Source organism: Actinocorallia herbida (assembly GCF_003751225.1).
GTDB classification, from domain to species: Bacteria; Actinomycetota; Actinomycetes; order Streptosporangiales; family Streptosporangiaceae; genus Actinocorallia; species Actinocorallia herbida.
This window is the reverse complement of the sequence record NZ_RJKE01000001.1, coordinates 1,722,920-1,744,659: the sequence shown is the minus strand read 5'-3', so window position 1 is coordinate 1,744,659 and position 21,740 is coordinate 1,722,920. Positions and strand designations below refer to the sequence as shown.

Annotated in this window: 20 protein-coding genes; 10 read left to right on the top strand and 10 right to left on the bottom strand. The window is 71.1% G+C overall.

The features are described from left to right. From argF to EDD29_RS08235, 5 genes are all read right to left on the bottom strand, one after another. Positions 1–1,005 (bottom strand): ornithine carbamoyltransferase, encoded by a 1,005-nt coding sequence (argF, locus tag EDD29_RS08255; RefSeq protein WP_123663819.1) that lies wholly within the window; start codon positions 1,003–1,005, stop codon positions 1–3. A gap of 43 nt (positions 1,006–1,048) precedes the next feature. Continuing rightward, positions 1,049–2,293 (bottom strand): arginine deiminase, encoded by a 1,245-nt coding sequence (locus tag EDD29_RS08250; protein ID WP_123663818.1) that lies wholly within the window; start codon positions 2,291–2,293, stop codon positions 1,049–1,051. Positions 2,294–2,306: 13 nt separating this feature from the next. Next, positions 2,307–3,740: an amino acid permease gene (locus EDD29_RS08245; RefSeq protein WP_123663817.1), complete on the bottom strand. Its 1,434-nt coding sequence runs from the start codon at positions 3,738–3,740 to the stop codon at positions 2,307–2,309. 219 nt (positions 3,741–3,959) lie between these two features. Then, entirely contained in the window at positions 3,960–4,256 is a 297-nt protein-coding gene (locus EDD29_RS08240; protein ID WP_123663816.1) for a hypothetical protein, read from the bottom strand. Positions 4,257–4,427: 171 nt separating this feature from the next. Beyond that, positions 4,428–5,336, bottom strand: a complete 909-nt coding sequence (locus tag EDD29_RS08235) for a F0F1 ATP synthase subunit gamma (RefSeq protein ID WP_123663815.1) — start codon at positions 5,334–5,336, stop codon at positions 4,428–4,430. 137 nt (positions 5,337–5,473) lie between these two features. On the opposite strand from EDD29_RS08235, the gene EDD29_RS08230 reads away from it, so the two are divergent. The 4 genes from EDD29_RS08230 to EDD29_RS08215 are packed head-to-tail and all read left to right on the top strand — an operon-like array spanning position 5,474 to position 9,106. Further along, positions 5,474–6,388: an ABC transporter ATP-binding protein gene (locus EDD29_RS08230; RefSeq protein WP_123663814.1), complete on the top strand. Its 915-nt coding sequence runs from the start codon at positions 5,474–5,476 to the stop codon at positions 6,386–6,388. Next, positions 6,385–7,152 carry an ABC transporter permease gene (locus tag EDD29_RS08225; protein ID WP_123663813.1) on the top strand — a complete coding sequence of 256 codons (768 nt, stop codon included), beginning with the start codon at positions 6,385–6,387 and terminating at the stop codon, positions 7,150–7,152. The genes EDD29_RS08230 and EDD29_RS08225 overlap by 4 nt, the downstream gene beginning before the upstream one ends. Then, on the top strand, positions 7,149–8,048 hold the full coding sequence (locus EDD29_RS08220) for an EamA family transporter (protein ID WP_246052599.1): 900 nt from the start codon (positions 7,149–7,151) through the stop codon (positions 8,046–8,048). The genes EDD29_RS08225 and EDD29_RS08220 overlap by 4 nt, the downstream gene beginning before the upstream one ends. A 41-nt stretch (positions 8,049–8,089) precedes the next feature. After that, positions 8,090–9,106, top strand: a complete 1,017-nt coding sequence (locus EDD29_RS08215; protein WP_246052596.1) for a COX15/CtaA family protein — start codon at positions 8,090–8,092, stop codon at positions 9,104–9,106. A gap of 9 nt (positions 9,107–9,115) precedes the next feature. On the opposite strand, the gene EDD29_RS08210 is transcribed toward EDD29_RS08215, so the two are convergent. After that, positions 9,116–10,327: a PrsW family intramembrane metalloprotease gene (locus EDD29_RS08210; protein ID WP_123663811.1), complete on the bottom strand. Its 1,212-nt coding sequence runs from the start codon at positions 10,325–10,327 to the stop codon at positions 9,116–9,118. 64 nt (positions 10,328–10,391) lie between these two features. Then, positions 10,392–11,396 carry a heme o synthase gene (locus EDD29_RS08205; protein ID WP_281280864.1) on the bottom strand — a complete coding sequence of 335 codons (1,005 nt, stop codon included), beginning with the start codon at positions 11,394–11,396 and terminating at the stop codon, positions 10,392–10,394. A gap of 406 nt (positions 11,397–11,802) precedes the next feature. Between EDD29_RS08205 and tkt the strand changes: the two genes are divergently transcribed. The 6 genes from tkt (at position 11,803) to pgl (ending at position 20,041) form a co-directional block, all read left to right on the top strand. Continuing rightward, the gene (gene tkt, locus EDD29_RS08200) at positions 11,803–13,818 is read left to right on the top strand and encodes a transketolase (RefSeq protein WP_246053382.1); all 2,016 of its coding nucleotides are present in this window, start codon (positions 11,803–11,805) and stop codon (positions 13,816–13,818) included. Between the two features lie 4 nt (positions 13,819–13,822). After that, positions 13,823–14,920, top strand: a complete 1,098-nt coding sequence (gene tal, locus EDD29_RS08195) for a transaldolase (RefSeq protein WP_123663809.1) — start codon at positions 13,823–13,825, stop codon at positions 14,918–14,920. After that, complete coding sequence (locus EDD29_RS08190) at positions 14,917–16,578, top strand: glucose-6-phosphate isomerase (protein ID WP_123663808.1); 1,662 nt, start codon at positions 14,917–14,919, stop codon at positions 16,576–16,578. The genes tal and EDD29_RS08190 overlap by 4 nt, the downstream gene beginning before the upstream one ends. A gap of 121 nt (positions 16,579–16,699) precedes the next feature. Then, positions 16,700–18,250, top strand: coding sequence for a glucose-6-phosphate dehydrogenase (gene zwf, locus EDD29_RS08185; RefSeq protein WP_123663807.1), 1,551 nt, complete (start codon positions 16,700–16,702; stop codon positions 18,248–18,250). Position 18,251: 1 nt separating this feature from the next. Further along, the gene (locus EDD29_RS08180) at positions 18,252–19,283 is read left to right on the top strand and encodes a glucose-6-phosphate dehydrogenase assembly protein OpcA (RefSeq protein WP_123663806.1); all 1,032 of its coding nucleotides are present in this window, start codon (positions 18,252–18,254) and stop codon (positions 19,281–19,283) included. Beyond that, positions 19,280–20,041, top strand: coding sequence for a 6-phosphogluconolactonase (gene pgl / locus EDD29_RS08175; RefSeq protein WP_123663805.1), 762 nt, complete (start codon positions 19,280–19,282; stop codon positions 20,039–20,041). The genes EDD29_RS08180 and pgl overlap by 4 nt, the downstream gene beginning before the upstream one ends. Before the next feature lie 28 nt (positions 20,042–20,069). Here the strand turns inward: pgl and EDD29_RS08170 are convergent, their stop codons facing one another. Genes EDD29_RS08170 through EDD29_RS08160 form a run of 3 tightly spaced genes read right to left on the bottom strand, consistent with a single transcriptional unit; the run spans position 20,070 to position 21,733 of the window. After that, positions 20,070–20,339, bottom strand: coding sequence for a hypothetical protein (locus tag EDD29_RS08170; RefSeq protein WP_148085901.1), 270 nt, complete (start codon positions 20,337–20,339; stop codon positions 20,070–20,072). A gap of 41 nt (positions 20,340–20,380) precedes the next feature. Further along, positions 20,381–21,175 (bottom strand): class I SAM-dependent methyltransferase, encoded by a 795-nt coding sequence (locus EDD29_RS08165; protein WP_123663803.1) that lies wholly within the window; start codon positions 21,173–21,175, stop codon positions 20,381–20,383. A 30-nt stretch (positions 21,176–21,205) separates the two neighbouring features. Beyond that, positions 21,206–21,733, bottom strand: a complete 528-nt coding sequence (locus tag EDD29_RS08160) for a GNAT family N-acetyltransferase (protein ID WP_123663802.1) — start codon at positions 21,731–21,733, stop codon at positions 21,206–21,208. Positions 21,734–21,740 lie beyond the last annotated feature (7 nt).

Sequence of the window (21,740 nt, the reverse complement as noted above, 5' to 3'; positions counted from 1 at the left end):
TCACTGCCCCAGGGTGGCGACCATGACGGCCTTGATCGTGTGCATCCGGTTCTCCGCCTCGTCGAAGACGATCGAGGCGTCGGACTCGAAGACCTCCTCGGTGACTTCGAGGCCGTCCATCCCGGTCTTGGCGAAGATGTCCTCGCCGACCGTGGTCTCCCGGTTGTGGAAGGCCGGGAGGCAGTGCATGAACTTCACCATCGGGTTCCCGGTCTTCTTCATCACCGCGGCGTTGACCTGGTAGGGCCGCAGCATCTTCACGCGGTCCTTCCAGACCTCCTTGGGCTCGCCCATGGAGACCCACACGTCGGTGATGACGAAGTCGGCGCCCTTGACGCCCTCGTCCACCTTCTCGGTGATCTTGATGTCGGCGCCGGTCTTCGCGGCGACCTCCTTGGCCGGTTTGACCACGAAGTCCTTGTCGGGCCACAGCTCCTTGGGCGCGACGATCCGGCAGTTCATCCCGGTGACCGCCGCCGCCGCGATGTAGGAGTTCGCCATGTTGAACCTGGCGTCGCCGAGGTAGGCGAAGGTGATCTCGCGGAGCGGCTTGTCGCAGTGCTCCATCATGGTGAGCTGGTCGGCGAGCATCTGGGTCGGGTGCCACTCGTCGGTGAGCCCGTTGTAGACGGGCACCCCCGCGTACTCGGCGAGCTCCTCCACCAGCATCTGCTTGCTGCCGCGATACTCGATCGCGTCGAACATCCGGCCGAGGACGCGCGCGGTGTCCTTCATCGACTCCTTGTGCCCGATCTGCGAGCCCGTCGGGTCGAGGTAGGTGGTGTGCGCGCCCTCGTCGTGCGCGGCGACCTCGAACGCGCAGCGGGTGCGGGTCGAGGTCTTCTCGAAGATCAGGGCGATGTTCTTGCCCCGGAGCCTGCGCTGCTCGGACCCGCTGTACTTGGCGGCCTTCAGATCGGCCGACAGGTCGAGCAGGAACCGCCATTCCTTCGGCGTGAAGTCCAGCTCCCGCAGGAAGGAGCGGCCTTTCAGGTTGAACCCCATGGTGTGTCTCCCCCGAGATCTCGTACGGCGAGCTCCCCTCGCCCTAGTTCGCTTCGCGCTCCATCGGGCAGGACATGCACCGCGGGCCGCCCCGGCCGCGGCCCAGCTCGCTGCCCTTGATGGTGAGGACCTCCACGCCGTTACGGCGCAGGAAGTTGTTGGTGGTGGTGTTGCGCTCGTAGGCGACGACCACGCCGGGCTCCAGGGTGAGCACGTTGCACCCGTCGTCCCACTGCTCGCGCTCGGCCGCCATGACGTCCTGGGTGGCGGTGAGCATCTTGACCTCGTCCATGCCGATGGCCCGGCCGATGGCCTTGTGCATGTCCTCCGGAGCGTGGTCGGTGACCTTGAGCTCCTTGTCGGTGTCGCCCGGCTCGATCGTGTAGGACGCGAGCATCCCCATGCCCGCGTACTTGGTGAACACGCCGGGGCTGACGTTCGTCATCACCGTGTCCAGGTGCATGAACGCGCGGGCCTTCGGCATGTTCAGCGCGACGATCTTCTTGGCGGACCCGTGCTTGAACAGGTTCCTGGCGAGCATCTCCACCGACTGCGGCTGGGATCGCTCGCTCATCCCGATGAGCACCGCGCCCTCGCCGATGACGAGCACGTCGCCGCCCTCCAGGGTGGCGGGCGCGGACACCGAGCCGTGGTTCCAGATGTGGTACCCGTCGGCCTCGGGACGGTCGTACCCGGCGGCGAACATCGGGTGGAAGCGGTAGATGGCCTCCATGTTCGTGGTCTCGCGCATGCGCGCCTTCTTGCGCATCGCGTTGATGGACACGCCGTCGTACACCCAGCACGAGGTGTCGCGGGTGAACAGGTGGTTGGGCAGCGGCGGGAGCACGAACCCGTCCATGTCCATCGAGTGGAACGCGATGGACTTCGGCTCCGACATCCGCTGGAGCATCTCGCGCTTGGTGATGCCGCCCGTCAGGGTCCGGCCGAGGAACACGTCGTCCATCGCGTCGAGGGTGTTGCGGATCCCGTCGGTGGCCAGCGGGCCGAAGAAGCGGTCGTCGATGATGTGGTCGAGGATGTACTTCTTGGCCTCGGGGATGCCGATGGTCTCGCGCAGCAGGTCGGCGAGCATGTGGACCCGGATGCCGCGGCTCTCCAGGAGGCCGCGGAACTCGTCGTGCTCCTCCTTGGCGCGCTCCACCCAGAGCACGTCGTCGAAGAGCAGCTCGTCCTTGTTGGACGGGGTCAGCCGCTGGAGCGCCAGCTCGGGCTTGTGCAGCAGGACCTGCTTGAGCCGGCCGACCTCGGAATCGACGTGGAAAGTCATGGGGTTCCCTCCCTTAGACGGTCTCGTTGCGGGCGGCGACGCCGCGGCGCTCGTTCGGCCCGTACTCGCCGCGCTTGGCCTTGACCCAGATGTAGACGGGGACGCCGACCAGCATCATGAGCATCCCCAGGAGGGCGGCGTCCGCGCCCGCGCCGTAGACGATCCACGCGCCGAACAGCAGGGCGAGGCAGGTGATGGCGAGGTCGCGCACGAGCCTGCCCCGGTTGACGTCGCGGCCTCCGGTGACCAGCCAGTACAGCTGGGCCGCCGCGGAGAAGAAGTACGGCAGCGCGGTGGTGAACGACGCGAGCAGCAGGATCGTGTCGAAGCCCTGCTCGGAGCCCAGGTAGGCGTACACCAGCATGATCGAGGTGAGGATCGTGCCGAGGAGGATGCCGAACACCGGGGCGCCGCGCCGCGAGAGCCGGGCGAACGGGGTCGGGAACATCCGGTCCTGGGCGGCGGCCATCGGCATCTCGGCGACCAGCATCGTCCAGCCGTTCAGGGCGCCGATGCCGGAGACGACGGCGCACGCGGCCATCACCTTGCCCCAGATGCCGCCGCCGAACATGTTGTTGATGGCGTCGGCGAACGGGGCGGTGGAGTTCGTCAGCTGGCCCGCGGGCACGGTGCCGAAGATGGCGATGGTGGCGAGCAGGTACATCGCGGCGCAGGCGAGCACGCCGTAGATGCTGGCCTTGCCGATGTTGCGGACCGGGTCCTTGAGCCGCTCGGCGACGATCGTCACGCTCTCCATGCCGGAGTAGGCGAAGAGGATGAGGCCCGCGGCGAGCGCGATGGCCGCCCACAGGGAGCCGCCGCTGGCGTTCCAGGCGGGGAAGTTGGCGCCGTTGACGAAGAACAGGCCGACGAGGCCGACGAAGAGCAGCGGCGCGAACTTCAGGATCGTGGTGACCATCTGGAACAGGCCGATGTTCTTCACGCCGCTGAGGTTGACGAACGCCGGGATCCACAGGCCGACGAGGCCGATGGCGATGTTCTGGAGCGGGTTGTCGGCGCGCCAGCCGAAGAGGGAGTTGACGTAGCCGACCCAGGCGAACGCGATGCCGGCGTTGCCGATCCAGGCCGTCAGCCAGAACGACCAGGCGACCCAGAAGCCCGCGAACTCGCCGAACGCGTCGCGGGCGTAGGCGTAGGGGCCACCGCCTGCCGGGATCCGGCTGCCGAGCCTGCCGAAGACGATCGCCAGGGCGATCGCGCCGATCGTGACCAGCAGCAGGACGAGGATGCTCACCGACCCGATGGCCGCCAGCGAGGTCGGCAGCAGGAAGATCCCGGTGCCGACGATGTTTCCGATGACCAGCGCGATCGCGCCCGGCAGTCCGAGTCTCCCGCCCGCGGAGACGTCTCCGCCGACGGTGTCCTCGGGACCCAGCGCCGTCGCTCCGGACGTGGGCGCTCCCGTGTGACCACGCGGGTCCCCCATGTCGCCCCCCGAACTACCAGAGCCCCTATCAAGTCCCCCGAAAACGGGTTCCGGTGGACAAGATTCCCGACAAGACTCTGCCTCCCCGGAGGGTTCGGAACCGAAACTCTTTCCGAAATCCGACAAAGAGGATGAAGATCTGGGAGTAATACCCGAATTGCTGGTCTTTTTATGCTGCCGGGGAGCCCCGTTGACCCGGGGCCGCGCCCTGGCGACCCGCTACTTCAGATGAAGGGAGTTCATCGTCCCCGGCACGGGGGTCTCGTCGGCCGAGACCGTCATGCCGAAGAGCGCGCCGATCGCGATCAGCGCCGCGACCAGGGCCGCGGGCACCGCGGTCCAGCGCGACGGCAGGCCGAGCGGGCTGGTCTCGTAGCCGCCGAGGGTGTCGAGCCGCCGGGCGAGCTCGGGGTCGTCGGACGCGAACCGGCGCGCCAGCGCGGCCGCCGCCGCGCTCTCCGCAGCGCTGAGGGACGTCTCCTCGTGCGCCTTCTCCGGCGCGCGCTCCTGGTCCATCGCTGTTCCCCCGCATAGTCCCGAACGGCTCGCGCCGCACCGCGAACCGGGAGACGCCCGACCGGTTTACCCGAAGCTGGGGAACTTTTCCAAACGCTTGAAGGCTCCTCCGGCAAAGCGGTGACCGGGCGTTTCCAGTCCCGGCGCCTCCGCGCGGAAGGCCGTGCCCGGTCAGTCTTCGGCCCGCTGGTCGGTGAGGGCGTTGGCGCCGCTGACGATGTCGATCAGCTCATTGGTGACCTCGGCCTGACGGGCCTCGTTGGCACGGCGGGTCAGCTTGAAGATCAGGTCGTTGGCGTTGTCGGTGGCCGACATCATCGCCTGGCGGCGGGCGGCGTGCTCGGACGCCGCGGACTCCAGGAGCATGTTCCACATCCTGCCGCGCACGTACTGCTGGATGACGACGTCGAGGACGTCCCCGACCGTCGGCTCGAAGTCGTAGGTGGCGGACGGGCCCTCGCCGGGCTCCCCCTCGACGTCCTCGACCGCCAGCGGCAGGATGCGCCGGACCGTCATCTCCTGGTTGATCATCGAGACGAACCGGGTGTAGATGACGTGCACCTCGCCCACGCCGCCCTCGACCGTCGGGGTGTCGAACCGTTCGACGAGGGTCCGCCCGATGTCGGCCGCGGTGGCGTAGGACGGCTCGCCGGACTGCCCCAGCCAGGACTTCTCGATCGGCCGGTGGTTGTACCGGAAGTTGTCGACGCCCTTGGTGCCGCAGAGGTAGAACACGACCTCCTTGCCCTGGCCGCGCAGCAGCTTCTCCAGGGCGTTGCCGTGCCGCAGGACGTTGGCGTTGTAGGCGCCGCAGAACCCCCGGTCCCCGGTGATCATGAGGATCGCGACCCGGGAGGTGTCCGGCGCGCGGTTCAGCAGCGCGTGGTCCTCGGTCACGTTGTGCGTCAGCAGCGCGCTGACCGCCCGTGTGATCTGTCTCGCGTAGGGCCGTGACGCCGCCTGCCGGGCCTGCGCCCGCGAGATGCGCGACGCCGCGATCAGCTCCTGCGCGCGAGTGATCTTCGCGGTCGCGCTGATCGACCGGATCCGCCCCCGCAGCTTCCTCAGTTCAGCCCCCATACTCCGACCGTGCCAGACCGGACGTCCCCCGGAACCGCCCCCACCGCGGAATTGGCCGTGTCCAGCACCCCTCCGACGTTCTTCTTTACCCGTGGCCCGTGCCGGAGCCCGCAAAGCCCGCATCTAGACTTCCCTGCATGGCAGCACCCCCCGCACTGGAGATCACCGGCCTGGTCAAGCGCTATGGGCGGGCCACCGCGGTGGCGGACCTGTCGTTCACGGCCCGCCGCGGTGAGGTGACCGCGCTGCTCGGACCCAACGGGGCGGGCAAGACGAGCACCTTGGAGATCTGCGAGGGGTACCGGGCGCACGACGGCGGGACCGTCCGCGTCCTCGGCCTCGAGCCCGGCGACCGGGCGCTGCGCGCCCGGGTCGGGGTGATGCCGCAGACGGGCGGGGTGCCGGGCACGGCCAAGGCCGGGGAGTTCCTGCGCCTCATGGCCTCCTTCCACACCCACCCGCTCGATCCCGCCGCGCTGATGGACCGGCTCGGCCTCACCGAGCACGCCCGCACGCCCTACCGGCGGCTGTCCGGCGGCCAGCAGCAGCGGCTTTCGCTGGCCGCGGCGATCGTCGGCAGGCCCGAGCTGGTGTTCCTCGACGAGCCGACCGCGGGCCTCGACCCTCAGGCGCGCCGCGCCACCTGGGAGCTCATCGCCGACCTGCGCGCCGCCGGGGTCTCGGTGCTGCTCACCACCCACTTCATGGACGAGGCCGAGCAGCTGTCCGACCAGATCGTCATCATCGACCGGGGCAGGGTCGTCGCCGAGGGCGCGCCCGCCGCGCTGACCGGCGCCGAGCACCAGCTCAGGTTCCGCGCCCGCGCCGGACTCGGCCTCGACGAACTGCTCAACGCGCTCCCCGCGGGCAGCGCCGCCAAGGAGTCCCCCGCCGGCCACTACCTCATCGAGGGCGAGGTCGGCCCCGAACTCCTGGCCACCGTCACCGCCTGGTGCGCCTCCCACGGCGTCCTCGCCGAAGACCTGCGGATCGAACGCCGCACCCTGGAAGACGTCTTCCTGGAACTGACCGGCAGGGAGCTTCGCGGATGACCGTTCTGGATTTCAGTCCTCGGCCGGTGGCCGCGTCGTTGCCCCGGATGGTGGGGGCGCAGGCCGCGTACGAGTTGAAGGCGGTGCTGCGGAACGGCGAGCAGCTGCTGCTGACGCTGATCATTCCGGTGCTGCTGCTCGTGGTGTTCAGCCTCACTTCGCTGCTCGACCTCGGGGAGGGCGAGCGGGTGGACTTCCTCACGCCCGGCGTGCTGGCCCTGGCCGTCATGTCGACGGCGTTCACCGGGCAGGCGATCGGGACGGGCTTCGAGCGCCGGTACGGGGTGCTCAAGCGGCTCGGCGCGACGCCGCTGCCGCGTTCCGGGCTGATCCTCGCCAAGACGCTGACGGTCGTGCTGGTCGAGCTGATCCAGGCCGTCGTGATCATCGCGGTGGCGCTGGCGCTCGGCTGGAGCCCCGCGGGCAACCCCGCCGCGGCGGTCCTGGCCGTCCTGCTGGGCACCGCGGCGTTCAGCGGGTTCGGCCTGCTCATGGCCGGGACCCTGCGGGCCGAGGCCACCCTCGCCGCGGCCAACCTCGTCTACCTGCTGCTGCTCGTTCTCGGCGGCGTGGTCTTCCCGCTGGACAAGTTCCCCGCGGGCTTCGCCTCCGTGCTGGAGCTGCTGCCGATCTCGGCGCTGTCCGGCGCCCTGCGCGCGATCCTCGCCGACGGCACCGCCCTGCCTGGCGCCCAGCTGCTGATCCTCGCCGGCTGGGCGGTCGCCGGCCTCGCGCTCGCCGCCCGCTTCTTCCGTTGGGAGTGAGCGCGGCGCAGGCCGACGAGGCCAGGGCCGGGGGGATTCCCGGGCTCGGGTCCGTGCCGCCGTCGGTCCTCGTGCTGTTCGGGATCCTGTCGGTGCAGCTCGGGGCGGGCCTGGCCAAGGGGATGTTCGACCGGCTGCCGCCGTCGTGGATCGTGGTGCTGCGGCTGGTGACCTCGGCGGTCGTGGTCGGGTTCATGGTGCGCAAGCGGCTGTGGCGGGTGCTGCGCGGGGCGTCCCGGCGGGACCTGGGCGCGGCGGCCGCGCTCGGCGGGTCACTCGCGCTGATGAACTTCTCGATCTACCAGTCGCTCCAGCACATCCCGCTCGGCATCGCGGTGACCATCGAGTTCCTCGGGCCGCTGTGCGTGGCGGTCCTGGCGTCGCGGCGGCCGCTGGACCTGCTGTGGGCCGCGCTGGCCTTCGGCGGGGTCGTCGCCCTCGCCAGGGACGGCGGCGACGTCAACGTGCCCGGCGTCCTGTGGGCGCTGCTGGCGGGCCTCGGCTGGGCCCTGTACATCTTCGCCGCGGCGGCCGCGGGACGGCGCCTTCCGGGCGCCACGGGCCTCGCGCTGGCCAGTGTGGTGGCGACGGTCCTCGTCCTCCCGCCCGGGATGGCCGCCCTGGCCGACGCCGGCTGGTCGGTGCTCACCCCCGAACTGGTCGCGCTGGGCGTCGGGGTCGGGCTGCTGTCGTCCGTGGTGCCCTACACGCTGGAGCTCGAGGCGCTGCGGCGCATCCCCCAGGGCGTCTTCGGCATCCTCATGAGCCTGGAGCCCGCCGTCGCCGCGCTCGTCGGGGTGCTGCTGCTCGGCGAGCACCTGTCGCCGGTCCAGTGGGCGGCGATCCTCGCGGTCATGCTGGCCTGCGCCGGAGCGACCCGGAACGCCAGAACCTGACCCGGGTCGGGCCACTGCGGAGGCCGTCCTACGATGAGGCCGTGGCTGTGACGACCGTTGACAAGAGCAAGAATCCGCTGGCCAGGGCGCGCGACGCGGTCTGGAACCCCTCCACCGCATCGCTGCGCCTGCTGGCGCTCGCGGCCGTCGTGGTGAACGCCGGGATCATCCTCACCGGCGGGGTGGTCCGGCTCACCTCCTCCGGCCTCGGCTGCCCGACCTGGCCGAAGTGCACCGGAGAGAGCCTCGTGCCCTCCGCGCACCCCTCGCACTCGCTGTTCAACATGCTCATCGAGTTCGGCAACCGGATGCTCACCTTCCTGGTGCTCGCGGTCGCGGTCTCCGTCTTCGTCGCGGCCCGGCGGCTGCGCCCGCAGCGCCGCGAGCTCGTCGTACTGGCCCTGCTCCAGCCGCTCGGGGTGCTGCTCCAGGCCGGGATCGGCGGCATCACCGTGCTCACGAAGCTGAACCCGTCGACGGTCTCCATCCACTACCTGTGCTCCTCGGCCCTGATCTTCGCCGCGTTCCTGCTGTACGTCCGGGTCGGCGAGGGCGACGGCCCCGTCCGCGTCCTCGTCGCGCCGCCCGTCAGGGGGGCGACCCGGCTGCTGACCGCGACCGTGGTGGCCGTGCTGATCGTCGGCACCCTCGTCACCGGCACCGGGCCGCACGCGGGCGACTCCGCGGCCGACCGCCTCACCTTCATGCACCTGCACGACATCACCCGGATCCACTCGTTCCTGGCCTGGGCGACGGTCGTGCTGGCCGTCGTGCTGCTGGTGCTGATGGCCAGGACCGGGGCTCCGGCGCGCACCCGCAGGGCCGTCCATCTCTTCCTCGGCGCGGTGCTGCTGCAGGGCGTGATCGGCTACGCCCAGTTCTTCCTGCTGGAGAGCTTCGACGGGAACACCGACCTGTCGACCACCGCCGTCGACGTCCAGACCGCCCTGGTCGGCGTCCATCTGTTCGGCTCCGCGATCCTGTGGATCGCCGCCCTGCACGTCCTGTTCAGCCAGCGGGTGCGGGCCGAGGTGCCGGCCGCGCCCGTCGCGGGCTGATCCGCGCCGCTAGGGCCGCTGCCGCGGAGGCTGCGGCGGCGGCCCTGCCAGACCTGATGGTCCCCAGGGTGGGGTGACGGGTTGCCGGCCGGGTCTGCTGAGGAGTAGTGCTTGGCGGGCGACGGCCATGAGGTTGAGCAGTTGGGTGCGGCGGGTGGTGAAGAAGTCGGTTTCGATGACTCCGGCGTCCAGGCGTTTGTGGAGCAGGACGAGTTCGGTGGCGCCCAGTTGGTAGTCCGACATGGCGCGGGCTGCGCCTTTGCCGCCGACTTTTCTGGCCCAGCGGCGGGCGTCGCGGCGGCGCTGGATGTGGCCGAGCATGACGATGTCCTGTGGTGAGACCAGGCCGGTCGGGACGTAGGCGGGCAGGTGCCTGCCGATCTGGTGCACCAGCGCGCGGCGTTCGAAGAAGACCAGTGTCAGCAGTACCAGCAGCAGGCAGAAGTCCAGCACGTACACGACCGCGAGGCCCCTGACCCCGTAGGCCGCCGCGCCGTTCCACAGCGCGTGCAGCAGGATCGCTCCCGCCAGCCCCGCCATGACGGCCGGGATCCGCCCGCGCCGGTGGTTGGCCGCCCACGCCACGCCCAGGCCCGTCATCGCGGTGAACAGGGGGTGGCCGAGGGGGGAGATCAGCCCCCGGAGGATGAACACGGCCTCCAGACGGCCCTGGCCCCCGGCGTCGATGGCCTGCATGTAGTAGGAGATGTTCTCCATCATCGCGAAGCCGAGCGCGACCATCGCGGCGTAGACGATCCCGTCGGTGATCCCATCGATCTCGTTGCGCCGGAACCACAGCAGCACGAACAGGACCGCGCCCTTCAACGACTCCTCGATGACCGGAGCGCCCACCGTCGCGGTCCACACCAGGCCCTTGTCGTCGCCGAAGAACGGCGCGGTGACATACTTGTAGCCCAGGGTGTTGAGGATCAGCGCCCCGACGACGGCCACGCCCGCGCCCCACAGGAACGCGAACACCAGGTCCCTGACGGGTTCGGGCTCCAGCCTGTCGAGCAGCAGGACCGCCGACAGCAGGATCGGCACCGGCAGCAGGGCCAGCGCGAGCCCGACGAAGAAGGTGCCTCCATCACCGAGGAAGGCGAAGACCGCGAGGGTGGCCAGGGCGCAGGTCGAGGTGACGACCATCCCGACGATCAATTTCAGCGAAGGACGGCCGGGGGTCCGGCCGTCCAGGATCGCCTGGGGATCGAGCGTCGTCATGTCGCGAGAGTAGTCGACCGTCGGCCTGCCCGTTAAGGGGCGGAACCCCGGGCAGACCTGCGGGTCACTGGAAGAGGAAGTCGATCGCGACGGCGGTGAACAGCAGCGCGAGGTAGGTGTTCGACAGGTGGAAGAACCGCATCGGCCGCAGCAGCGCGCCGGTGAGGCCCCGGTTCACCCGGATCAGCAGCCGGTGCGCCTCGATGATGAAGATCGCGCCGAGCACGAGCGCCACGACGCCGTAGACCGGGGTGAGGTCGGCCGCGGGCCACAGGGCCAGCGAGCAGGCCACCGTCGCCCAGGTGTAGATCACGCACTCGGTGACCACGCGCTTGGGGGTGGCGACGACCGGGAGCATCGGCACGCCCGCCAGCGCGTAGTCCTCCTTGTAGCGCATCGCCAGCGTCCAGGTGTGCGGCGGGGTCCACAGGAAGACGACGCCGAACAGGATGAACGGGGTGGCCGCGAGCGACCCGGTGACCGCGGCCCAGCCGATGAGGACGGGCATGCACCCGGCGATGCCGCCCCACACGATGTTCTGCTTCGTGCGGCGCTTCAGCACCATCGAGTAGACGAAGACGTAGTAGAGGATCGCGAAGACCGACAGCGCGGCGGCCAGGGCGTTCACCGTCAGCAGGAAGCCGACGGTGGAGATCACGCCGAGGGAGGCGCCGAAGATCAGCGCGCCGACGGGGCTCACCTGGTGGCGGGCCAGCGGGCGGCGGCGGGTCCTGCGCATCTTGGCGTCGATGTCGCGGTCGATGTAGCAGTTGATCGAGTTGGCGCTGCCCGCCGACATGAAGCCCCAGACCAGGGTGGCCAGGACGAGGCCGAGGTCGGGCAGCCCCTTGGCGGCCAGGAACATCACGGGTAGCGTGGTGATCAGCAGAAGTTCGATGACCCGCGGCTTGGTGAGCGCGACATAGGCGCCCACCTTCGCGCCGAGCGTGAGCGGCGCCTCCTGGGCGACCGCCTGCGCGGAGGCGGCCTCGACCGCCTCGACCTCTACCGTCTCGACATCGCTGCGGGCGCCGGAGACGCGGTCGGCCCGGTTACTGAGCACCGTCACAACTGGAAAGCCTTCTGCTCAACTAGCCACTCGACTGGATCACGGTCGCCCCTAGCGGCCGCGTGCTCACTGTAGTGCCGCCCTCCGCGGGGTCCATCATCGGGTGCGGTGTTTCACCTCCGCTCTCCCCCGCACCGGTGACCCGTGCCGGGTGTCGGACACGGAATGATCGGGCATGTGCTCGGTGTTCCCGACTTATGGGGTCGATTGGTTTAGACCAATCACTGCGACGGCCATAATGAGTAGGCTCGTAGAGATCAGCGCCTCGGGCACGGGCGTGGTCGACCCGATCAAATTCCAGTAGAACTTGTGGAAGGACCGACGTTCTCCGGTGACTACCGACAATCTCACTCTTGACTGGTCCGAGCTTGACGACCGAGCCGTGGACACCGTCCGGGCGCTGGCCATGGACGCCGTCGAGAAGGTGGGCTCAGGGCACCCGGGCACCGCGATGAGCCTGGCTCCGGCCGCCTACCTGCTGTTCAACAAGGTGCTCAAGCACGACCCGTCCGACCCGAACTGGGCCGGGCGCGACCGCTTCGTGCTGTCCTGCGGCCACTCCAGCCTGACGCTGTACATCCAGCTCTACCTGTCCGGCTACGGCCTGGAGCTCGATGACCTCAAGGCGCTGCGCACCTGGAACAGCCTGACGCCCGCCCACCCCGAGCACGGCCACACCGCCGGCGTGGAGACCACCACCGGCCCGCTCGGCCAGGGCATCGCCAACGCGGTCGGCATGGCGATGGCCGCCCGCCGCGAGCGCGGCCTGTTCGACCCGGACGCCCCCGCGGGCGAGTCCCCCTTCGACCACAACATCTGGGCGTTCTGCTCCGACGGCGACGTCCAGGAGGGCATCAGCCACGAGGCCAGCGCGATCGCGGGCCACCAGCGGCTGGGCAACCTCACGGTCGTCTGGGACGACAACCGGATCTCGATCGAGGACGACACCCAGATCGCGATGTCCGAGGACGTCCTGGCCCGCTACGCCGCCTACGGCTGGGAGACCGTCCGGGTCGACTGGCTGAAGACCGGCGAGTACGTCGAGGACGTGCGGCGCCTGTACGAGGTGCTGGAGGCCGCCAAGCTCGACTCCAACCGGCCCACCTTCGTCGCGCTGCGGACCGTCATCGGCTGGCCCGCGCCGAACAAGAAGGACACCGGCAAGATCCACGGCTCGGCGCTCGGCGCCGCCGAGGTCGCCGCCACCAAGGAGATCCTCGGGTTCGACCCGGCCAAGGACTTCTATGTGGCGCCCGAGGTGCTGGAGCACGCGCGCAAGGTCGCCGACCGCGGCCTCGCCGAGCGCAAGGCCTGGGACGAGAAGTACCAGGCGTGGCGCGCGGCGAACCCGCAGCGCGCGGCCGAGTACGACCGGATCGCCGAGCGCCGCCTGCCCGAGGGCTGGACCGCCAAGCTCCCGACGTTCCCCGCGGGCAAGGACCTCGCCACCCGCGCCGCGTCCGGCGAGGTGCTGTCGGCGATCGGCCCGGTGCTGCCGGAGCTGTGGGGCGGGTCGGCCGACCTCGCGGAGTCCAACAACACCACGATGAAGGGCGAGCCGTCCTTCATCCCCGCCGAGTTCCAGACCGACGAGTGGCAGGGCGGCCCCTACGGCCGCACCCTGCACTTCGGCATCCGTGAGCACGCCATGGGCGCGATCCTCAACGGCATCGCCCTGCACGGCGGCACCCGCCCCTACGGCGGCACGTTCCTGGTCTTCTCCGACTACATGCGCCCGTCGGTCCGCCTCGCGGCGCTGATGAAGCTGCCGGTCACCTACGTGTGGACGCACGACTCCATCGGCCTCGGCGAGGACGGCCCGACCCACCAGCCCGTCGAGCACCTGTGGTCGCTCCGCGCGATCCCCGGCCTCGACGTGGTCCGCCCGGCCGACGCCAACGAGACCGCCGTCGTCTGGCGCACCATCCTCGAGCACACCGACCGCCCGGCCGGCCTCGCGCTGACCCGCCAGAAGGTGCCGGTCTTCGACCGCGACGTCCTGGCCTCCGCCGAGGGCGCGGCCAAGGGCGGCTACGTCCTGGCCGAGGCCGACGGCGGCACGCCCGAGGTGATCATCATCGCGACGGGCTCCGAGGTCGAGCTCGCCCTCGCCGCCCGCGAGTCCCTCCAGGCCGAAGGCACCGCCACCCGCGTGGTGTCGATGCCGTGCGTGGAGTGGTTCGACGCGCAGGACGCCGCCTACCGCGCCGAGGTGCTGCCGCCCGCGGTGCGCGCCCGGGTCTCGGTCGAGGCCGGGATCGCGCTCGGCTGGCACCGCTACGTCGGCGAGGACGGCGCCTCGATCAGCCTGGAGCACTTCGGCGGATCGGCCGACTACAAGACCCTCTACCAGCAGTTCGGCATCACCCCCGAAGCGGTGGTGGCCGCCGCCCGCGAAAGCCTCACCAAGGCCAAGGGATAAGCAGATGAGTGACAACCTGAAGAACCTCTCCGCCGCAGGCGTGTCGATCTGGCTCGACGACGTGAGCCGTGAGCGCCTGCGCTCGGGCAACCTCGCCGACCTGGTCAAGAACTCCAGCGTCGTCGGCGTGACCTCGAACCCGACCATCTTCGCCAACGCCCTGTCCAAGGGCGACGCCTACGACGCCCAGCTCCGCGAGCTGGCCGTGCGCGGCGTGAGCGTCGAGGAGGCCTCCCGGGCCATCCCCGCCTACGACATCCGCTGGGCCTGCGACGTGCTGCGGCCGGTCTTCGACCGGACCGACGGCGTCGACGGCCGGGTGTCGATCGAGGTGGACCCGCGGCTGGCCCGCGCGACCGAGCCGACCATCGCCGAGGCCAAGGCCCTGTGGTGGCAGGTCGACCGGCCCAACCTGATGATCAAGATCCCGGCGACCCGCGAGGGCCTGCCCGCGATCACCGCGGTGCTGGCCGAGGGCATCAGCGTCAACGTCACGCTGATCTTCTCGCTGGAGCGCTACGGCGAGGTCATCGACGCCTACTTCGCCGGTCTCGAGCAGGCCCGCGCGAACGGCCACGACATCAACGGGATCGAGTCGGTCGCGTCGTTCTTCGTGTCCCGGGTGGACACCGAGATCGACAAGCGGCTGGAGAAGCTCGGCAAGCCGGAGCTCAAGAGCAAGGCGGGCGTCGCCAACGCCCAGCTCGCCTACGAGCTCTACGAGCAGAAGTTCTCCTCCGACCGCTGGCAGGCCCTGGCCGACGCCGGGGCGCGGCCGCAGCGTCCGCTGTGGGCGTCCACCGGCGTCAAGGACCCGGCGCTGCCGCCGACCCTGTACGTGACCGAGCTGGTCGCGCCCGGCGTCGTCAACACGATGCCGGAGGCGACCCTCAAGGCGACGGCGGAGCAGGCGCAGATCACCGGCGACACCGTCACCGGCTCCTACGCCGCGGCCCACGCGGTGTTCGCCGAGCTCAAGGACGCCGGCGTCGATTACGACGACGTCGTCCGCGTCCTCGAGGACGAGGGCGTCGACAAGTTCGAGGTCTCCTGGAACCAGTTGCTGGACATCCTGAAGACCGAGCTGGAGGCCAAGGCGTGACCTCTGTCGTCACGGCGGCGGCGGGTGTCTCGGTCACCGTGCGCGGTGACGCCGTGGAGGAGACCGAGAGCATTCTCGATCGGCTCGCCTCCGACGGCGTCCCCGCGGCGCTCGCCGCGCGGAGCCCCCAGTTGTGGGGGCCCGACGCGGTGGCCGAGGCGGGCCGGCGGCTCGGGTGGCTCGATCTGCCCGAGACGTCGCGCGCGCTGGTCGAGCCGCTCACGCGGCTCGCCGAGGAGTACCGGGCCGAGGGCCTGGACCGCTTCGTGCTCGCGGGCATGGGCGGCTCCTCGCTGGCCGCGGAGGTGATCACCCGGACCGCCGGAGTGGAGTTGACCGTCCTGGACGGCACCGACCCCCTCCAGGTCGCCCGGGTGATCGCCGACCGGCCGGAGCGCACCGTCGTCGTCGTGGCGTCCAAGAGCGGCGGCACCCTGGAGACCGACGGCCACCGGCGGGTCTTCGAGGCGGCCTTCGCCGAGGCGGGGATCACCTGCGACGCGCTGCGCCGCAGGTTCCTCGTGATCACCGACCCGGGGTCGCCGCTGGAGCACAGCGCGCGCCGGGCCGGGTACCACGTGGTCCTCTCCGACCCGGACGTCGGCGGCCGCTTCAGCGCGCTGTCGGCGTTCGGGCTCGTGCCCGCCGCGCTGGCCGGGGCCGACATCGGGGCGCTGCTGGACGAGGCGGCGGCGCTCGCGCCGACGCTGCGCCAGCCGTACGACAACCCGGCGCTCGCGCTCGGCGCGGCGCTCGGCGTCGCGGCCGCCGCGGGCCGCGACAAACTGCTCATCGCCGACAACGGCTCGGGCCTCACCGGGTTCGGCGCGTGGGCCGAGCAGCTCCTCGCCGAGTCCACCGGCAAGGACGGCAAGGGCGTCCTGCCCGTCCTCGTCGAGGGCGTCGGCGCCCCGGGCTTCGCGCCCTCGCCGGACGTCCGCGGCCTGGTCCTCGGCGACTTCGAGTCCGCGGCCCTCACCGTGAAGGGCCCGCTCGGCGCGCAGTTCCTGCTGTGGGAGTACGCGACCGCGATCGCCGGGCGGGTGCTCGGGATCAACCCGTTCGACCAGCCGAACGTGCAGGAGTCCAAGGACAACACCGCGGCGCTCCTCGACGCGTTCGCGACCGAGGGCGAGGCCGCGCTGGACGACGGCGCGCCCTACCTGGTCGACGGCGCCGTCGAGGTGCACACCGGGGGCACCCTGGGCGGGCACTCCCTGGAGGGGGGCCTCACCGAGGCGCTGGACGCCCTGCTGGAGTCCGTTCCCGCCCGCGGGTACCTCGCCGTCATGGCCTACCTCGACCGCACCGGCGACGACGCCGAGGCGGCCGGGCTGCGGGCGCTGCTCACGCTGCGCGCCGAACGGCTGGGGCTGGCTCCCGCGCCCGTCACCTTCGGGTGGGGGCCGCGGTTCCTGCACTCCACCGGCCAGTACCACAAGGGCGGCCCGCAGAACGGGGTCTTCCTCCAGATCACCGGCGCCGCTCCCCTGGACGTCCCGGTGCCGGGGCTCCCGTACACCTTCGGAACGCTCCAGTTCGCCCAGGCCATCGGCGATCTGCGCGCGCTGCGCTCGCGCGGCCGCCCGGTCGTGCGACTGCACCTCCGTGATCGCGCCGAGGGACTGGCGCAACTGCTCGACGCACTGAAAAACTGAACTCCGGCGGACGAGGACGGACCCGGGCGGCAGCCCGGAACGGTCCCGCGGCCGCCGTGGCAAGACCGGTCGATCCCCTCCTTGACCGCCATCTCTGATCGAACGCAGGAAAGGGACGGGCATGCCTTCGCCCGCAGAACTGATCGGGATCGACGGGAATCCGCTCCGCGATCCCCGCGACAAGAGACTTCCCCGCGTCGCCGGGCCCAGCGTGCTGGTGCTGTTCGGCGTCACCGGCGACCTCTCGCGCAAGAAGCTGCTCCCGGCCATCTACGACCTGGCCAACCGCGGACTGCTGCCCCCGGGCTTCTCCCTCGTGGGGTTCGCCCGGCGCGACTGGGAGAACCAGGACTTCCGGCAGGTCGCCTACGAGGCGGTCAAGCAGCACGCGCGCACGCCGTTCCGGGAGGACGTCTGGCGGCACCTGTCGGAGGGCATGCACTTCGTCCCCGGCGAGTTCAACGACCCCGGCGCGTTCGACACGCTGGCCCTCGCCGTCAAGGAGCTCGACGAGACGCGCGGGACGGGCGGGAACTACGCCTTCTACCTGTCGATACCCCCGAAGTTCTTCGACGTCGTGGTGGAGCAGCTCCAGCGCAGCGGCCTTGCGGAACGTTCCGAGGACAGCTTCCGCCGCGTCGTCATCGAGAAGCCCTTCGGGCACGACCTCAAGAGCGCCCGCGAGCTGAACAACATCGTGCACCGGGTCTTCCCCGAGGAGTCGATCTTCCGGATCGACCACTACCTCGGCAAGGAGACCGTCCAGAACATCCTGGCGCTGCGCTTCGCCAACACCATGTTCGAGCCGATCTGGAACCGGTCGTACGTCGACCACGTGCAGATCACCATGGCCGAGGACATCGGGATCGGCGGCCGGGCCGGGTACTACGACGGGATCGGCGCGGCCCGGGACGTCATCCAGAACCACCTGCTCCAGCTGCTCGCGCTGACCGCGATGGAGGAGCCGACCTCGTTCAGCGCCGAGGCGGTGCGGGCCGAGAAGGCCAAGGTGCTGTCCTCGGTGCGGCTGCCCGACGGCGACCTCGGCCGCTCCAGCGCGCGCGGCCAGTACGCCGCGGGCTGGCAGGGCGGCGTGGACGTCAAGGGCTACCTGGACGAGGACGGCATCCCGTCCGACTCCACCACCGAGACCTACGCCGCGATCAAGCTGGAGATCGACTCGCGCCGCTGGGCGGGCGTCCCGTGGTACCTGCGCACGGGCAAGCGCCTGTCGCGCCGCGCCACCGAGGTCGCGATGATGTTCCAGCGGGCGCCGCACCTGCCGTTCTCGCACACCGAGACCGAGGAGCTCGGCCAGAACTCCCTGGTCTTCCGGATCCAGCCCGACGAGGGCATCACCATGCGGTTCGGCTCCAAGGTGCCCGGCACCGCGATGGAGGTCCGGGACGTCAACATGGACTTCGCCTACGGGGAGTCCTTCACCGAGTCCTCGCCCGAGGCGTACGAGCGGCTGATCCTGGACGTTCTCATCGGCGACCCGCCGCTGTTCCCCCGCCAGGAGGAGGTCGAGCTGTCCTGGCAGATCCTCGACCCGGTCGAGGAGTACTGGTCCGCGCACGGCCGCCCCGACCAGTACAAGTCCGGCGGATACGGTCCGAAGTCGTCGGACCTGATGATGAAGCGCGACGGCCGCGCGTGGCGGAGGATCTGACGTGAACATCGACCTCACCGCGACCACGACCCGGCGGATCCAGGAGGCGCTCACCCAGGCCAGGCACCAGATGGGCGGCCCGGCCGTCGGCATGGTGCTGACCCTGGTGATCGTCACCGACGAGTCCGCGCAGTACGACTCGCTGCGCGCGGCCACCGAGGCGGCGCGCGAGCACCCCTGCCGGGTCCTCACGGTCATCTCGCGGGACGCCCGCGGGAACTCCTCCCGGCTGGACGCCGAGATCAGGATCGGCGAGACCGGCCCCGGCGAGACCGTCCTGCTGCGCATGTACGGGCCGCTCGCCGAGCACGCCGACTCGGTCGTGCTGCCGCTGGTGGTGCCGGACGCGCCCGTCGTCACCTGGTGGCCGGGGCAGGCGCCCGCGCACCCGTCGGACGACCCGCTGGGCGCGCTCGCGCAGCGCCGCGTCACCGACTCCTACGCCGGCATGGACCGGCTCGGCACGCTCATCCAGCTCGACAAGTCCTACGTGCCGGGAGACACCGACTTCTCCTGGACCCGGCTCACCCCGTGGCGCACGCTGCTGGCGTCGGCGCTGGACCAGAAGACTCCGCCGATCATCGCGGCGGAGGTGCAGGCCGAACCCGACAGCCCGAGCGCGGAGCTGCTGGCGTCCTGGCTGGGCGGGCGGCTCGACGTGCCCGCGACCCGGACCACGTCCAACGGTCCCGGCATCACCGCGGTCGTCCTCCAGACCGAGGAGGGGCCGATCTCGGTGACCAGGCCCGACGGCCGCGTCGCCACGCTGGCCCGGCCCGGCCAGCCCGACCGACAGGTCGCGCTGCACCGCAGGCCGATGTCGGAGCTGCTGGCCGAGGAGCTGCGGCGGCTCGACCCGGACGAGGTCTACCACGACGCCGTCTCGCGGTTCGACCGCACCTACACCTCCCCGGCGCCCGCGCCCGAGCCCGCGGCCGCCGCCAAGGACGACGCCGGGGCCGAGGCCGCCGGGGACGCCCCTGCGGGCGGACCCGCCAAGCCGCGCGCCACCCGCAGGAAGGCCGGATCATGAGCGCACCGAAGATCATCGTCCACGCGGACGCGGACCTGCTCGCGCGGGCCGTCGCGGCCCGGCTGATCACCCGGATCGTCGACGTCCAGGCCGAACGGGGCGAGGCCTCGATCGTGCTGACGGGCGGGACCGTCGGGATCGCGCTGCTCGCCGAGGTCGCCGCCTCGCCCGCGCGCGACGCCGTCGACTGGGCCAAGGTCGACGTGTGGTGGGGCGACGAGCGGTTCGTGCCCGAGGGCGACGCCGACCGCAACGCCCTCCAGGCCAGGGAGGCGCTGCTCGACGCGGTGCCGCTGGACCCCGCCCGGGTCCACCCGATGCCCGCCTCCGACGGCCCGGACGGCGACGACGTGGAGGCCGCGGCCGTCCGGCACGCCGCCGAACTGCGGGCCGCCGCCAAGCCGGAGGACCCGGTGGAGGCGCCGTCGTTCGACGTGCTCATGCTCGGGGTCGGCCCGGACGCGCACATCGCGTCGCTGTTCCCCGGCCTGCCCGGCGTGCTGGAGGACAAGCGGACCGTCATCGGGGTGCACGACTCCCCCAAGCCGCCGCCGACCCGGGTGTCCCTGACCGTCCCGGTGATCCAGGCGGCCCGTGAGGTCTGGGTCGTCGCCGCGGGCGAGGGCAAGGCGGAGGCCATCCGCCTCGGCCTGGCAACCGGCACGTCCCCTTCGGAGGCCCCCGTGTCCACGGCGCGGGGCCGCACGGAGACGCTCTACCTGCTCGACCGCGCCGCCGCGTCCCGCCTTCCGGGCTGACCTCGGCGCGCGCTACGGCGCCCCTCGCTCAAGGAGTGAGGGGCGCCGCCGCGTTCACGTCCACCTCGTCCGCCGCGTCCGACGGCACGATCCAGAACTCGCGGCCGTTCGTGTACCCCATCAGCGGCCGCCCGAGCGCCGCCGACGTCCGGCCGGTGATCTCACGGAACACCGCCTGGAGCTCCTCGGTCCACGCGCTGATCCGGAACCGCCCGCTCTCGGCGAGGTGCTGCGCCACGACGGGCACCATGGTCACGATGAAGCGTTCGGCCTCCGCCGCGGTCATGGGTTCAGACATATCGAGCAAGATACCCGCACGGGCCCGGCAGCCGTGCCCGTCTACAGCCTGCGCAAGACGCTGATCAGGCGCCAGGCCGCCGGGTCGGCGGGCGGGACGTCGGTGAAGTCGCCGTACTGAGCGACGATCTCCAGGGCCGTCTCCGGGTGTTCCAGGGCGGCGACGCGGACGGCGGCCTGGAGCTCGGTGGCGGTCCAGAAGCGGAAGGGGACGACGCCCTCGGCGGTGCGGACGCGGGTGGGGCCGCCCGGCCGGGCGGGCGGCTCGGTGACGCGGATGACGACGTGGTCGTCGACCATCTGGGTGAGGGGGTCGAGGGGGTCGTCGAGGGAGCCCCAGGTGACGTCGGCGGTGGTCCCGTCGCGCTCGGCGGTCCAGGAGGTGGTGGTGGAGGAGTCGCGGCCGAGCCGGTCGGCCGGGTGGCTCATCTCCAGGATGTAGACGCCGCCGGTGGCGAGGTGGGCGGCGGCGCGGTCGAAGTGGGCGGCGAACGCGTCGAGGGTGTGCAGGTGCGCGGTGCTGTCCAGCATCGTGATCACCAGATCGAACCGCTCGGCGAGGGCGAAGTCCGTCATGTCGGCCTGGACGACGGTGAGCCGGGGCTCCTTGGCCTTGGCGTAGGCGCACATCGCGGCGTTCAGGTCGAGCGCGGTGCACGCGAGGCCCCGGCGGGCCAGCTCCCTGACGTGCTCGGCGGGGCCCGCCGCCAGCTCCAGGACGGTCCGGGGCTCCCTGCCGTGCCGGGCCGCCCAGGTCAGCAGCGCGTCGGCCTCGGCGGGGACGTCGCGGAAGGCGCAGGCGAGTTCATAGGCTTCGGGATCGTCGTAGATGGCCACCCGGCCATCGTCTCAAGAGTGGAGCGTTCCTTACGCAGCGGCGGCTTCGGCCCCGCGCAGGTCCAGCACGATCTCCAGGACCGCGGGGTCCTCGGTCCGCCGGGTCCGGCCGCCGAGCGCGGTGAGGAGCTTGCGCATCCTGGCGTTCTCGCTGAACACGCTCGCGCGCAGCTCCGCGAGCCCCTCGGCGCGGCCCAGTTCGACCAGCAGCTCGGTCAGCCGGCGGCCGATCCCCCGGTTCTGCCACGCGTCCTCGACGAGGAAGGCCAGCTCCGCCGCCCCCGAGGCGCCGTCGTACATCATGTGGCCGAGCGCGATGACCCGCCCCGACTCGTCGTCGACGGCCAGGGACAGCCCCCGGGACCTGTCGCAGAACACGTCGAACAGGCGCTGCGGCAGCTTCGGCTTCGCGCTGAAGTAGCGAAGCCGGCGGCTCGCCATGGAGCACCGCTCGTGCATCGCCACCACCTCGGCCTGGTCCCCCGGACCCAGCGGACGTGTGGTGAGCCCGGACGCCCCGGGCCGGATCACGGCGGGCGCCGCGGCTGTGGAAATCATCGGAATC

What these genes read in the sequence shown, in the direction of transcription:
- argF (WP_123663819.1), bottom strand. Translation starts at nt 1,005, where the DNA reads ATGGGGTTCAACCTGAAAGGCCGCTCCTTCCTGCGGGAGCTGGACTTC.
- EDD29_RS08250 (WP_123663818.1), bottom strand. Translation starts at nt 2,293, where the DNA reads ATGACTTTCCACGTCGATTCCGAGGTCGGCCGGCTCAAGCAGGTCCTG.
- EDD29_RS08245 (WP_123663817.1), bottom strand. Translation starts at nt 3,740, where the DNA reads ATGGGGGACCCGCGTGGTCACACGGGAGCGCCCACGTCCGGAGCGACG.
- EDD29_RS08240 (WP_123663816.1), bottom strand. Translation starts at nt 4,256, where the DNA reads ATGGACCAGGAGCGCGCGCCGGAGAAGGCGCACGAGGAGACGTCCCTC.
- EDD29_RS08235 (WP_123663815.1), bottom strand. Translation starts at nt 5,336, where the DNA reads ATGGGGGCTGAACTGAGGAAGCTGCGGGGGCGGATCCGGTCGATCAGC.
- EDD29_RS08230 (WP_123663814.1), top strand. Translation starts at nt 5,474, where the DNA reads ATGGCAGCACCCCCCGCACTGGAGATCACCGGCCTGGTCAAGCGCTAT.
- EDD29_RS08225 (WP_123663813.1), top strand. Translation starts at nt 6,385, where the DNA reads ATGACCGTTCTGGATTTCAGTCCTCGGCCGGTGGCCGCGTCGTTGCCC.
- EDD29_RS08210 (WP_123663811.1), bottom strand. Translation starts at nt 10,327, where the DNA reads ATGACGACGCTCGATCCCCAGGCGATCCTGGACGGCCGGACCCCCGGC.
- tkt (WP_246053382.1), top strand. Translation starts at nt 11,803, where the DNA reads ATGGACGCCGTCGAGAAGGTGGGCTCAGGGCACCCGGGCACCGCGATG.
- tal (WP_123663809.1), top strand. Translation starts at nt 13,823, where the DNA reads ATGAGTGACAACCTGAAGAACCTCTCCGCCGCAGGCGTGTCGATCTGG.
- zwf (WP_123663807.1), top strand. Translation starts at nt 16,700, where the DNA reads ATGCCTTCGCCCGCAGAACTGATCGGGATCGACGGGAATCCGCTCCGC.
- pgl (WP_123663805.1), top strand. Translation starts at nt 19,280, where the DNA reads ATGAGCGCACCGAAGATCATCGTCCACGCGGACGCGGACCTGCTCGCG.
- EDD29_RS08170 (WP_148085901.1), bottom strand. Translation starts at nt 20,339, where the DNA reads ATGTCTGAACCCATGACCGCGGCGGAGGCCGAACGCTTCATCGTGACC.
- EDD29_RS08160 (WP_123663802.1), bottom strand. Translation starts at nt 21,733, where the DNA reads ATGATTTCCACAGCCGCGGCGCCCGCCGTGATCCGGCCCGGGGCGTCC.